At 28.3% G+C, this 12,387-nt stretch carries 14 protein-coding genes; 1 reads left to right on the top strand and 13 read right to left on the bottom strand.

Annotation, left to right across the window (positions count from 1 at the left end; genetic code table 11):
• Positions 1-375 precede the first annotated feature (375 nt).
• From DS884_RS00130 to DS884_RS00065, 13 genes are all read right to left on the bottom strand, one after another.
• Positions 376-978 carry a hypothetical protein gene (locus DS884_RS00130; protein ID WP_113785316.1) on the bottom strand — a complete coding sequence of 201 codons (603 nt, stop codon included), beginning with the start codon at positions 976-978 and terminating at the stop codon, positions 376-378.
• A gap of 151 nt (positions 979-1,129) precedes the next feature.
• Positions 1,130-1,708 carry a DUF4738 domain-containing protein gene (locus DS884_RS00125; protein ID WP_113785315.1) on the bottom strand — a complete coding sequence of 193 codons (579 nt, stop codon included), beginning with the start codon at positions 1,706-1,708 and terminating at the stop codon, positions 1,130-1,132.
• 159 nt (positions 1,709-1,867) lie between these two features.
• Positions 1,868-2,611 (bottom strand): hypothetical protein, encoded by a 744-nt coding sequence (locus DS884_RS00120; RefSeq protein ID WP_113785314.1) that lies wholly within the window; start codon positions 2,609-2,611, stop codon positions 1,868-1,870.
• A gap of 158 nt (positions 2,612-2,769) precedes the next feature.
• On the bottom strand, positions 2,770-3,279 hold the full coding sequence (locus tag DS884_RS00115) for a hypothetical protein (RefSeq protein WP_113785313.1): 510 nt from the start codon (positions 3,277-3,279) through the stop codon (positions 2,770-2,772).
• A gap of 191 nt (positions 3,280-3,470) precedes the next feature.
• Positions 3,471-3,965, bottom strand: coding sequence for a TPM domain-containing protein (locus DS884_RS00110; protein ID WP_233487078.1), 495 nt, complete (start codon positions 3,963-3,965; stop codon positions 3,471-3,473).
• A gap of 194 nt (positions 3,966-4,159) precedes the next feature.
• Positions 4,160-4,750, bottom strand: a complete 591-nt coding sequence (locus DS884_RS00100) for a hypothetical protein (protein ID WP_113785310.1) — start codon at positions 4,748-4,750, stop codon at positions 4,160-4,162.
• Between the two features lie 3 nt (positions 4,751-4,753).
• On the bottom strand, positions 4,754-5,644 hold the full coding sequence (locus tag DS884_RS00095) for a nucleotidyltransferase (protein WP_113785309.1): 891 nt from the start codon (positions 5,642-5,644) through the stop codon (positions 4,754-4,756).
• Entirely contained in the window at positions 5,644-6,402 is a 759-nt protein-coding gene (locus DS884_RS00090; RefSeq protein ID WP_113785308.1) for a GGDEF domain-containing protein, read from the bottom strand. Before DS884_RS00090 ends, DS884_RS00095 begins: the two co-directional genes overlap by 1 nt.
• 684 nt (positions 6,403-7,086) lie before the next feature.
• Positions 7,087-8,004, bottom strand: a complete 918-nt coding sequence (locus DS884_RS00085) for a PhzF family phenazine biosynthesis protein (protein WP_113785307.1) — start codon at positions 8,002-8,004, stop codon at positions 7,087-7,089.
• Positions 8,005-8,070: 66 nt separating this feature from the next.
• Positions 8,071-8,643 (bottom strand): hypothetical protein, encoded by a 573-nt coding sequence (locus tag DS884_RS00080; protein WP_233487077.1) that lies wholly within the window; start codon positions 8,641-8,643, stop codon positions 8,071-8,073.
• A 27-nt stretch (positions 8,644-8,670) separates the two neighbouring features.
• Positions 8,671-9,297: a hypothetical protein gene (locus DS884_RS00075; protein ID WP_113785306.1), complete on the bottom strand. Its 627-nt coding sequence runs from the start codon at positions 9,295-9,297 to the stop codon at positions 8,671-8,673.
• A gap of 427 nt (positions 9,298-9,724) precedes the next feature.
• A complete protein-coding gene (locus tag DS884_RS00070; RefSeq protein ID WP_113785305.1) occupies positions 9,725-10,105 on the bottom strand; it encodes a DUF4345 domain-containing protein in 381 nt (126 codons plus the stop codon).
• A 68-nt stretch (positions 10,106-10,173) separates the two neighbouring features.
• Positions 10,174-10,875, bottom strand: a complete 702-nt coding sequence (locus DS884_RS00065) for a helix-turn-helix transcriptional regulator (RefSeq protein WP_113785304.1) — start codon at positions 10,873-10,875, stop codon at positions 10,174-10,176.
• 318 nt (positions 10,876-11,193) lie between these two features.
• On the opposite strand from DS884_RS00065, the gene DS884_RS00060 reads away from it, so the two are divergent.
• Positions 11,194-12,387 (top strand): sensor histidine kinase (locus DS884_RS00060; protein WP_158530797.1); only part of this gene is annotated, 1,194 nt, incomplete at its 3' end.

Here is a 12,387-nt window from a genome sequence, read left to right as displayed (position 1 = left end):
TGGAGTAGAGTTTACAAAGTTCGCTCTTTGTGTGTTTTCCGATTGTAAGTTCGGCTAATATTTTTAATTTAAATGGTTCACTGTAACGTCTAATGACTTTGTCATTTCTATACATAATGTTTAAAATTATGTAGCCTTATTTCAGGACGGGTCAAAATGCAGTACAACGGTCTTGTGTATGAAACGTAGCGTTTAAAAAGACGCTAACTTTTCGGATTTAGCACAAGCCGAATTTTTATATTTTATATTTTATTTTTACTTTTTCTATTCTAAAAGCCAAATTTAAAAATTTGGCGGACTTTGTAAATAATTACAATCCTTTCGTTTTAGCACTTATTAGTTATGTTTTATAAACCGTGTTAGGGTAAGTTGTTTTTACCAAGCGGTTTCTAAATCGGTTTCTGTAGCTCTTTCTACTCTGTTTTCTTTTTTAACATTTATATACTCAGCTATTGTAAATTCAACCACTTTTTTTTCTTTGTTAAGAGATAAAATATTCCAAACTTTTTTAGCATTAATATTATTAAACTCACAAGGCAATTTACTCAAACGGTTTTCAAATAATTTTTGATTATAAGGTTTAGAAATTCTAAAAATATCACTACCAACAATTTCAGGAGTGGTATAAGAAAAACCTAATTCCAATAACTTTTCAATCAAGTTCATTTTTCTCAGAATTCGATTGATTTTTATATTATAATTTTTTCGGATATCAAACTCAGGAAATATTTTCCGAGCCATTTTCTCTTGTTCTAATTTTATTTTATAATCAGTTTTAGGGTCAGAGTTTCCAGATCCATAAATAAAAAATCTATTATCTAGCTTATTTATAAATATCAATCCTTGACCTACATATATTTCAGTTGGATGAAAATAACTAAAGCAGTAATAATCAGAAGTATCTTCAACTTCGCTTAATTTCATTTCAGGAGTACCCAAACTTTTAATATATTCTTCAGCTAATTTTTTTGCACTCATATTTTCTATTTGCCCTAACGGTTTTGTGTATGATTTCGTTGCGTATTACAGCAACTAATTTAGCAAATACAAACCGAATAGAAAATCCGCGAGGATTTTCGTAAGTAGGCGAGTATTAGCAATGAACTATACACGGTGTTACCAAACGGTTTTATAGTCCGATGTCTTTAAAATTCCAAGAATTAACTTGATTTTTCTTTTCTGTTCTATAGAATATTGCGAATTCGTTTCCAAAAGCCCAATCAGTATCAGGAACACTAAAGTAACCTTTGAAATAAATTCGGTTTGAGCGAATTCCATTATATTCAATTCCATCAAAGGTACATCTTCGATAAAATTCACTGTTAAGGCTGTCTTTAAAAATACTTTTGTTTATTTGAGTTTTTAATATTGTATCTTTTAGTTTTGTCAAAGTAATTTGAGAAACATAATTATGATACGTTTCTTTATAATTTCCATTAATATTTACAATTGAACTGTCATTTAAGGAATATGTTTTTATTCCCAATAAAAGTTTATCGCTCTCAATTTGAACTTCTTTAAAATTTTGAATAGTATCAAATTCAGTTGGATAATAAACCTCAATTGTGTCAACCGTTTTTGGTTCAGATTCCGTTGCTGTTTTTAATTCCGTTTTTTGTTTTAATTCAGATTGAGTTTTTTCCGATTTTTTTCGGTCGCAACTCGATATAATTGAAAATGTAATTATTAAAATCAGAAGTTGTTTCATAGTTCGATTTTCAACTGTTTGGTAACGTGTTTGTGTAAGATTAGTTGCGTGTTTTAAGCACTAAAGTTAGCAAATAAATCACAGATAGAAAGTCCGCGAGGACTTTCGTAAGTAGACTATAACTAGCAATTAATTTTATACGGTGTTGGCAATAGTTTTTTATTTCGTTCTTGTTATTTTTATTTTATTTCCTGTAATTTCAATATATCCATTAGTACTGTGATTATTGAAAAATACAATTAAATTCCCTTTTACATCTTTGAAAGTTTCTGGGTCATAATCCCAAATTCGTTCTTTAGAAATTTGATTTATAATCTTTAGTTCATTTTTTTCAATAGTGGCTAAAAATGTTTTTCCATTTTTCGAAATTATATGATACAATTCTTCTTTAAATTGAAAACTTGCTAAAGTTAAAACTCCGAAACCATTCCAAATTTCTTTTACTCCTTTTTTTGATTTACTTTCTGTATCTCCAATATAGTATTGCTTAATTCCATTTTTTATTTCTCTGGGTTCTGGCATTTTAAAAACTGACATTAATACAGGATTTTCAATTTCAATTATATCAGATGAACCGCTTAAATGAGCAAGTGAATTTGTAACAATGTATTTTCCATTTATAAGATTTATGGATACAGGACAAGCTGCTGCACAAGAATATTCAATTCCGCTTTTTTTGCTTTTAAAAATAATTGAACCTCCCCATTCACCACTACAACTTTTATTCACAATATAATTTTCATCTTCATAAAAAGGCTCGTCTTTTTTTGTAAAATCAGATTTATGTTTTTTGATTTCACTTTTTTGAAGAAAAACTTCTTGAATATCAAAAACGATTTTGTCTTGTCCTTTACAACAAGTGAAAGAAAAAAGAATGATTATTAAAATATAAATAGATTTCATTTAGTTGTGTTCAAATTATTGCCAACGTTGTTGTATAAGATTCGTTGCGTGTTTAGAGCAACTAATTTACTAGATTAATCACGAACGGCGAAATTCCGAAGGAATTTTCCAAGTGATCCAAAACTAGCAATTAATTTTATACTGTGTTGTAGGTAGTTTTAATCATAATCGTTTATTAATTCCAATGTATTCAATTCAAAATCAGTATGCTCATGTTTTTTGTAAATAAATTTGGCGTGTTTTCTTTTAATTCTCACAGAGTTTGATTTTCCATAATGATTAGAAAAAATAAAGTTGTCAGAATAAAGTGGTAATGGATTTGAAATTATTGCATTATTTTTCATAAAATATAGAAGAGCAGTTCCTTCAGGATATTGAAATTTATCATAAGATGGAACTAAAACTCCTGTATATAAATAGCCTATTCCTCTATAATAGTAAATTGAACTAGTAACAAAAATTTCATCCCATTCTTGACAATTAAAAATTTCATCAAAATTATGAATTGAATTGATTTTTAAATTTGATAAGTCTAAATATTTGTTGTTAAAAGTGTTTGAAAGGCAAGTTTCAGAAATAGTGTAGTTTTTATATAATTTATAACAAGTATTTAATATGAAATATATTAATAGTCCAGCTATTATTTTATAAATTATTTTTCTTTTCATTATTATGAAGTTCTATCGTTAAATTGGTATGACGAACGATTCTTAAATTACCTACAACGGTTACGTATAAGAATAGTGCGGTTTTGTGTGCGAGGATTTTCCGCAGGAAAATCAGATGTAACAAAACGGCACTAACCTTTGGTTAAGCACTAAACTAAGCATTATTTTTATACAATGTTGTACACAGTACTTTATTTCCATTTTGCTATTAATTCAGTCACACCGTTTTTAATTCCGTTATAAAATTCTCCATTCTTAAATTCAGGTATGATAGTTTTCTCAATTACTTCTTTGCAAATTTCGTCGGTCAAAATCAGTTCAGTTCCAAGTCCAGTTGCAATTCCGATTTGTCGACAAGGATTACAGACAACGATTGTCAATCCGTTATTTTTTTCCGCTGTTCCAACTCCCCAATTATTTGCTAAATCAGTCGCATATTTTTGGATGTTATTATATGGTTTTATGCTGTCAATTGTTATAATTACAATTTGTCTTGTTGTTTCAATATCATAATCGTAAAGAACTTTTGATAATTCAGTATTTTGTGATTCCGAAAAGATTTTCCCATAATCATTTATAATTCCAATTGGTTTAGGAAAAGTACTTTTTACCGTTTCCGAAAAGTCAATTTCAGTTGTTGGCTTTTTTGATTCAGTTTCTTGCGCAGAACCTTTGCAAGAAAGCAAGTTCAAGGTCAGAAATAGGATTAATATTTTAGTTCCGATTTTCATTTCAGGTATTGTGTACAACGTTTCGGCTATGAGTAGTTGCGTGGGTTAGCACTTAACTTTGCAAGTACACACCAAACTGAAAATCCGCGAGGATTTTCAGAAGCAGGCGAGGACAAGCAATTATTTATAGCCATTGTTAGGCAACGTTTTTATTTATCTTTTTTTCTTTTCAGTTCTATTTCACCAGTAGTTTCTCTCGAAGTCCAATATTCGCCAGACATTTTTGAAACTTTATAACCATCGAAATTAAGTAATACCGAACCATAATGTATAGCACTTCTATCTCTAATTCCTGCTTTCGGTGTATTCAGATATGAATAGAATAGCTGTTGATAACCTCTATCTTTATCAATATTAAATGATGAACTAATACTGTGACTTGAACTTTCATCAGTTTTGATTTTCACTATAATGTTGAAAAAGTCCTGTTTAATATCAATTTCAGTTGAAATTGGTTTTGAAGTCTCTCTGTCAAAATTTGACTTAATCTTTCCTTTCCATTTTCCTGACAAATCTGGTTTTTGAACCAACCAAGGATAAAACACTTTCCATTTCCAAGCCCAAAATATAAAAATCATCCAAAGAATTATATTTATAGATATAGTAGTGGAAATATGGGTTAGTGCTTTATTAAAATCAATACTATCCAGGTTTTGAGTGATAAGAAAAATTATGGCGTAAACGAAAAAAGCTAATCCAATTATTGCATACGCAAATATTCTAATATTGTGTTTTACCATATTTTAAAATTCTAAATGTTCCCAAAGTAAAATCAAATAATCATTAACATCTTTTCTAGTCCATTTTCTGCCTGAATGAAATAAATAAAACAATTCAGATACTTCTCCCCATTCTTTGCAATCAGCATCATTCTTTGTTTTGCCGTAGATGTAAACAATTGATTCTTTTAATCTTTCGGTCCAAGTGTCATAGTCGTTCATTATACGGTTTGGTACATTCCACACCAAACATTCTAATAAAAATGAAGTTATATTATCACTAACTGGCTCTCCATCATCAATCATTTTATAACGTAATTTTCGATGAAGTCGAGTCAATCTTTTAAACCGTCTCTGGGTATTATTATTTTTATTTATTCCGTTTTGAATGTGTTGTTTAGGAAAGTTTTTTATCCATTTCCCTTTATCACTTCTAAATTCAGTACCTATAACATATTTCTTATTTTCACTATATCGTCTATGTTCCCAAGTTGGTACAACATCAGTTTCAATTCTATTTGAATTTGCAACAATGGTAATACATTTATCATTTCTAATAACATCTTTACGTCCAAATTTATTTACTAGAGCATTTTCGACATCATCTTTGAATTCCGAATAACTGTATGAAGATGGATTATTTAATCCAAAATCTTCTCTTTTTGTTTCTTTTGGAAGTTCAAAATAGAATCCTCCGTTGTAACAAACATTAATATCAATGTCACTATTCAATCTAACGTTAGTGTTATTTGCATAGGAACCTTGTCCAAATGTTTCTGTTGATTTTTTCTTTAATTTTTCATCAGAACTTATAGCATCCCTAACCATTCTTTCTGAATTCTCAAGTTTTGATTGTTCAGTTGCACTAGGTGGTTTTGTCCAATTGGTTAATTGTTGTTCTGAATATTTTGCCATTAAATGAGTATTTCTGTATTATTCTTTTTTGGTTTCTTTTTGGCATTTTGCATAGCTTGACTTAGCCTTTCTAACGCATCAGAACCTTTCTCGTTTTTGTTAAATTCAGTTACACCACAACAAACGGTAAGCCTGAAATTATCTCCATCAACTATAAATGTAGAATCCTGAATTAATTTTCTTTTTCTATCAGAAGCAAGTTGGGCGTTTGAAATTGAAGTTTGCTTCGCAATTATGAGAAATTCATCTCCACGCATAAAATACCTATAGGTTTCATCTGTAATTCTACTGTCTTTATTTAAAAGATTTCCAAGTTTTGATAAAATCTTATCTGCTATTTCAAAGCTATTTTCCTCATTAAACTTTTTGAAGTCATCAACATCAATTAAAATTAACGAGATTGGCTCGTCTTTTTGATTTCTTTCGTTTTCTAATGTAGCTAAATCAATTTCTAACGCCTTGTAGTTCTTTAAACCAGTTAATTCGTCAATTCGATTTTGAGATTGAATTTCCTTTAATTTCTTACTGAAGATATTCATTGAAAGAACTAGACTAAATATTACTAGAATAAGAGATGCTAATATTATAAGCCATAATGAAATAGAAAATTTTACATTAAGCCATTCCTTAAATATTGGAACATACTGCAATGCAAATACAAAAATCACAGAAATAACCAAATACTTTATAAAGTCATAAAATGCTTTTGATAAAGCGTCTTTTTTGAACTTGTTAAATGAGTCTTTTAAGTATTTCATTGGTTTTCAAATGTTGCCTAACTCGTTATATAGAGAACAAAGTTCTCGTTTATTGGTCTATAGTTCCGGATAAAAGGAACTTTAGGTAAATATATAAAGAATTACAGAAATTACTTAGGTAACCTGTAAACCTTTATTTTTGATAAATATATAACCTAAAAAAATAGATATAGCAATTTTGTATCCGTACAATTTTTTGTGTTTCAAACCTAAGAAATATAATTGCTTTTTGCAACTAGTAAAAATAAAAAAATGGCTGTAACCTATTTTGTAGATTCAAGTTCTAATTGTTCTCGCATATAACTATTTAAAGCGTCCTTTTTTATACCAAGAAACTTTTTAATAGCTGTATAATAGTTAGTGTTGGTTTTTCCACTTTTCATAAAATTTTTAGGCAAAAGACCAGCCTCCTTTACCTAATGTTTTTTAGCAATAAGTCCATCCAATACATAGTGCTAAGAAGTTGTAGTATTTACGTTTTTTAATTGTAGCATATTGTTTAGTCAATTTCAGGATGCTTTTTTTAATATAAGTTGGTACGTTGTATATACCATTTTAATGCTCTACCTCGGCTACCACTTACTAAAGTAGCAATACCTTCAGAAACCCAAAAATGTTTGTTGGGATAATGTACATTTACCAATACATGAAAAACTTTTTATTTGAATAATAATATTAATTAACTTAAACATTCCATATACCTTTACTTAATTCAATAACCTGACCACCAATTTTTATACTATAGGTATCACTGGTGCGTTCCCCATTTAAATGTATATATGATTTTCTTCCCATTTGGAACCCTTGTTCTACGATAGCTGATATTTCTGAAGATTCATTTTTTAACAGATACGAAAGAAAACAACCATTTGCACTTCCTGTAGCGGCATCTTCTAGCAGGTTTTCGTTTTCAATACAAAACATTCTAGTATTAAAACTGTTTGTTTTTTCAAAAGTTTCATCAGTTACAAAAAATAAAGAAGTTGTTAGTCCAGTTGAACTGTTGGTTTTGTATTTTTTATGTAAACGTAAAAACTCGATAACTTTTTTTGAATCCAATTTTAGTTGATTAATTTCTGCTAAATTGATAATAGGAATGATGATATAGGGTAACCCCGTGCTTATTTCTTCTATTGGTTTTTTAGTATTTAATGCAGTTATATTTATTCCAAGTCCGGTAGCAATTTCTTGATAATTAAAGGTTGCTATAAACTCTGGCTTTGCTTGTTTCATGATAAAATGACTACGCTCAACGTCTTTGGGTGTAGTTAAATCAATACTAATATTAGCATATTTTAAATTTAGCGATATTTGTTCTTTTGGTGTTGGTAATACGTATTTTGAAATAATAAAGGCTGTTCCCAATGATGGATGTCCTGCAAAAGGAACTTCATATTCAGGAGTGAAAATTCGAACATCAAAAGATTGGTTGTTATTATTTTTTTTAATGAACGTTATTTCAGGAAAATTAAGCTCCTTTGCTATGTTTAACATGTTTTTAGTAGAAACGTTATTTTCAAAATCAATGAAAACGGCAAGCTGATTACCTCCATATTTTATTGATGTGAAAACATCTACTAAATAATATTCTAGTTCTATCATTTTTTATTAAATGTCAAATTTATGGTAAGGGGGTTTTAAGTAAAATTAAATAAAAACGTATGTTTTTCAATTTTTTAAAGTGTCATTGGTTACTTTCTCAATTTTTGATTCAATTTCTATTATTTTTTGATGCCAATATTTTTGGGCTTCAATGGCATTAAATTTTGGTTTTTTAGGAGTGCCAGTTTTCATCTCATTAGGAATTTTCTGAAAATATTCCCAATTATAATGCCCGTCTTTTGCTATTTCGCTTTGGCTTTCTGGATCCGATTTTCGTCGTGCCCAAAATCGTTGGTGCTCAATATAATCTGCTTTTATTTTTGAAAAGTAACGAAGTAGATCATTAGAGTTCGATGGAATATAACCTGGTCCACTGCAACCACAGGAGTGAAAAGTAATTCCAACTTCATAAAGCGTAGCCATATACTCCCAAGATTTAATATCTTTTTTCTTAGGAGACTCAAAATCTAGCCCCATATTAGCCATAAGATCTCCACATTCAGGACATTTAGCAGGGTTTTGTTCTCTGTATTTATTATAACCATCATAAATATCTTTCTCTAATTTTCTTTTGAATGTTTTTCTACATTGAAAACACGCATAATGAGATTTATAGATTGTCATTCCATATCTACACATATTTTTGATTTTATTTAGGATGATAGTTTAGATAGTAACTTTTATGCTTTCTTCAAACTTCAAGATAACATTTTTAAATTCTTCAACTAATTTTGGAATGTTAATCTCTAATTTTGGACGATCCCAACTATCATATTTTTCTTGATCATTAAATCTTGGCCAAAAAATAAATTCATAGTAATACTCCCAAGCTTCTCTTATCAATCCATTATCAATATATATTTGAAGATGATTGTTTTTTTTATCTTGATGTATAAAGTCATCAAATAAATTAATGAATTCCGCAAAGCCTTCAATTGTTTTTTCTTCTAAAATACCTTTTTCTAAATCAGTAATTACTGAAGCTAGGTTGTAATTTATAGATTCAACCGCTTTTATTTCTTTAATAGCTGTTAACCATAAATGAATATGATTAGGAGCTATAAGTTCATTTCGTTCAGTATATAGTTTTTCTTTTAATTCTATTAAAGAAGTAGCTGTGAAAAAACTACCATTTTTATAGGTTAAAATTTTCTCAGTTTTATTGAAATCATTATCTCTATACCAAATTAAAAATAGTGGTTTTGCAAAGTTTTCTGAATGATATTTAAATATCCAAGTAGAAAATTGCTCACTTAGATCTTCTAATTTTTTAATGTCTTGACCATTAATCATTATTGTTTATTCTGTTTTTAATGGAGGGATAAGTTTTGATGGAGTAAGAATATCAAATTTCTCATGTAATTCAATATTTATACCTTTTTTATTAGTGATACGTTCATAAGACTGAGTCAACCAGTCTTCTTGTTAAATGAACATAGAGTTTTTCAGCACAATGTTTTTTTAGCTTTTCTATTACTTTTTCTTTTTTCAATTATTTTAAATTTTGATGTTACTAACAACTTTATAGAGAATAAAATTTTATTTATTCTATTGTAATTCCGAATAAATGGAATTATTGGTAAATATAGAAAAATAGTACCTTTACTCTTAGCTATGATAAAAACCAAATTGTTTTAAAATGAAAATAGCAACTTAGTTTAAAACCAAGCTGCTATTGTTTATAAGTTGTGTTTATTTTAAGTATTACCTTATAATAAAATTAGGCATTAATTAAATAAAATAAATTTGCTAAGCCAAATACAACTTCAAATACAATTCCTTGAGTAATTTGTATACTTGGTTTGCCGTCCGCTTTTAAGCTAGTTAATCTCCCAATAGCAAAACCTAAAAAAATTAATGAAGCAACTAAGTGTGAGTTAAAAGTTAATTTATCAATAAATATTCCAAGTGAAATAATAAGTCCGGCGCAAAGCATAACTGCAGAAACTCCTCTCATTTCATTTAATAAACTAGCATCGTTTTTAAGTGCAATTCCTGAGTTTTTTAAAAATGTTTGTATTGGATTTGTTAACCTTGCTACTCCAACAAATGCTAGTAAGAAAGCTGATAATGATAATACTATAATTCTGATAATTTCCATCTTTAGATATTTTAATTTATATATCCGCAAATTTAAATTAGGGTAGTGACAAAGATATGTCAAGGGTACTATTGGTTTTTTATATATTTTTCAAAATACTCTTTTATAGTCATCTTGTGAGGTGTGAAATATTGCTTTTCAGTTCTTATTTTTTCAATAGAATCTATTCTAAAATGTCTAAAATCATTTCGTAACCTACAAAAGGCAATTAATAAAAAGTTTCCACGAATACTATAAATAGCAAAAGGCTCAATACTCCGAGTGCTTTGTTTCTTTTCTGGTGTAATATAATGTATTGATACTATCTTATATTGAGTAATAGCTGATTGAATTTGCATTAGATTATTACTCGTTTTTTCTTCACTGTTATTACCACTAAAATAAATTCTATCAGCTAATAAGTCAGCATTTCCTTTTTGAGAATAACGTAAAATAGTTTTTATTTTTTCTAATGAACTGGTAATATTATCAACTAATGATTGGTCTTTATTTTTTATAGCTAGTTGTTCTAATGTAATTAAAGCATTTGCTTCATCTTCTGAAAATATTACAGGAGGGAGGTGATACCCTTCCATAATTGAATAGCCTTTTCCTTCTTCAGTTACAATAGGAATTCCTGATTTTTCAAGTGTTCTAATATCTCTATAAATAGTTCTTAAACTTACAGCATGTTTTTCAGCAAGTTGTCTAGCTGTAATAATCCTTTTCGATTGAAGTTGAGTAAGGATAGCAGTTAATCTTGAAAGTCTTGGTTTTTCTTTTTCTTCCATTGTATTAATTCTATTTGTTGTAAATATCTCAGGGAAACATAGTGGTGAAATAGTAATTACATACTTTTAATTTCAACAAAAGTCCTTTTTAGTCTGCTATTATATTTTTAAAAATAATACTCTAAATTATCAGGTTTCATTTTAATATTTTTTTTATTTCAATTATTTCAAAAACAAAAAGGTTTTATGAAATTTGAAAATTTAAGAATACTGTTTGGGAAAAATACCTTTTTAATTTGTTTTTTTAGAGTAAAAATTGCTTTTAAAATGAAATACTTATCTTTAAAATCCAATTAATATTAGTTAATGATAGTTGCTATGCTAGACTTTTTTAAAAAAACAGGTAAGCTAGAACCTTTCGAAATCAAGAATAGTAGTTTGGTTTTGTGTTTAGTAGCACCAGGCTTGTACTTATATTCTGTTTTAATATTTCACTATAATTTAAAAGCTCAAGAAATTCCTTATATGAGAGAGGTTTTAGGAGTTGTATTTTTTATGGTCGGCTTAGCTCCATTAACAAAAAAAAGAATAATAATTAATTATTATGGTTTATATGTTTTTTTCGCACTTTTTATATTTCAACATTATCTAACCTATACAGTTGCACTTAATAATTTTTCGTTAGATTATTTATTAGGAACTTATGTGGTAATGTTTGGGGCTATATTAATGCTTAACAATAGAGGGTTGATATTGGTCTTTAGTGCATCTCAGCTTTTACATATGGGATACAGAGTGTTAACATCTGATATAGATATTGTAACAGAAGGCGCTATTTTAATATCAACAACTACCATATTCATATATTCATTTATTATACTCAATGGTTTTATTAGATATCGTCAAGGCTTGTTAGAAGTAAATCAAAATCTAGAAGATAAAATAAAGCAGCGTACTTTAGATTTAGAAAACAGAGCTAAAGAACTATATGAACGAAATAAAGATTTAGAAGAGTTTGCTTATGTGGTATCTCACGATTTAAAAAGACCACTGCGTAATATACATACCTTAGCAAGTTGGGTTATTGAGTCCGATAGATCCGATGAAGATAAAACACAAGAAGTGTCTGAAAACTTAATCACATTACAAGAACAAGTTGATCAAATGGATTTACTGATTAATGGAATATTAAATTATTCTCTTCAAATGGATAAAGAGAAAGATATGAAACTTGTGGATGTAGATAAATTAGTTAAAAGAATTAGTAAGGTTAATTCAACGAGTACATGTATTATTAAAGTGAAAAATAAACTGCCAAAACTTCTATTTAATGAATCACAGTTGTTACAAGTGTTTCAAAATTTAATCCAAAATGCAATTAAGCATAATGATAAAGAAACAAGTGAAATAGAGATAGGTCATGAAAAAGTAAATAAAGAACATGTGTTTTCTGTTTCAGACAACGGTCCAGGAATAGAGGAGAAGTACCATACTAAAATATTTCAACTGTTTCAAAAGTTAGAAATAAAAAGTCATATCGATTCTATAGGAATAGGTCTAGCTTTAGTAAAA

The organism is Tenacibaculum sp. E3R01, from assembly GCF_003318185.1.
Lineage (GTDB): Bacteria > Bacteroidota > Bacteroidia > Flavobacteriales > Flavobacteriaceae > Polaribacter > Polaribacter halocynthiae.
This window is presented reverse-complemented; position numbering and strand designations above follow the sequence as displayed.

Excerpts from the sequence above, each read along its gene's own strand:
- DS884_RS00100 (WP_113785310.1), bottom strand. The coding sequence starts at position 4,750 with ATGGTAAAACACAATATTAGAATATTTGCGTATGCAATAATTGGATTA.
- DS884_RS00125 (WP_113785315.1), bottom strand. The coding sequence starts at position 1,708 with ATGAAACAACTTCTGATTTTAATAATTACATTTTCAATTATATCGAGT.
- DS884_RS00115 (WP_113785313.1), bottom strand. The coding sequence starts at position 3,279 with ATGAAAAGAAAAATAATTTATAAAATAATAGCTGGACTATTAATATAT.
- DS884_RS00120 (WP_113785314.1), bottom strand. The coding sequence starts at position 2,611 with ATGAAATCTATTTATATTTTAATAATCATTCTTTTTTCTTTCACTTGT.
- DS884_RS00085 (WP_113785307.1), bottom strand. The coding sequence starts at position 8,004 with ATGATAGAACTAGAATATTATTTAGTAGATGTTTTCACATCAATAAAA.
- DS884_RS00065 (WP_113785304.1), bottom strand. The coding sequence starts at position 10,875 with ATGGAAGAAAAAGAAAAACCAAGACTTTCAAGATTAACTGCTATCCTT.
- DS884_RS00075 (WP_113785306.1), bottom strand. The coding sequence starts at position 9,297 with ATGATTAATGGTCAAGACATTAAAAAATTAGAAGATCTAAGTGAGCAA.
- DS884_RS00080 (WP_233487077.1), bottom strand. The coding sequence starts at position 8,643 with ATGTGTAGATATGGAATGACAATCTATAAATCTCATTATGCGTGTTTT.
- DS884_RS00070 (WP_113785305.1), bottom strand. The coding sequence starts at position 10,105 with ATGGAAATTATCAGAATTATAGTATTATCATTATCAGCTTTCTTACTA.
- DS884_RS00130 (WP_113785316.1), bottom strand. The coding sequence starts at position 978 with ATGAGTGCAAAAAAATTAGCTGAAGAATATATTAAAAGTTTGGGTACT.
- DS884_RS00090 (WP_113785308.1), bottom strand. The coding sequence starts at position 6,402 with ATGAAATACTTAAAAGACTCATTTAACAAGTTCAAAAAAGACGCTTTA.
- DS884_RS00095 (WP_113785309.1), bottom strand. The coding sequence starts at position 5,644 with ATGGCAAAATATTCAGAACAACAATTAACCAATTGGACAAAACCACCT.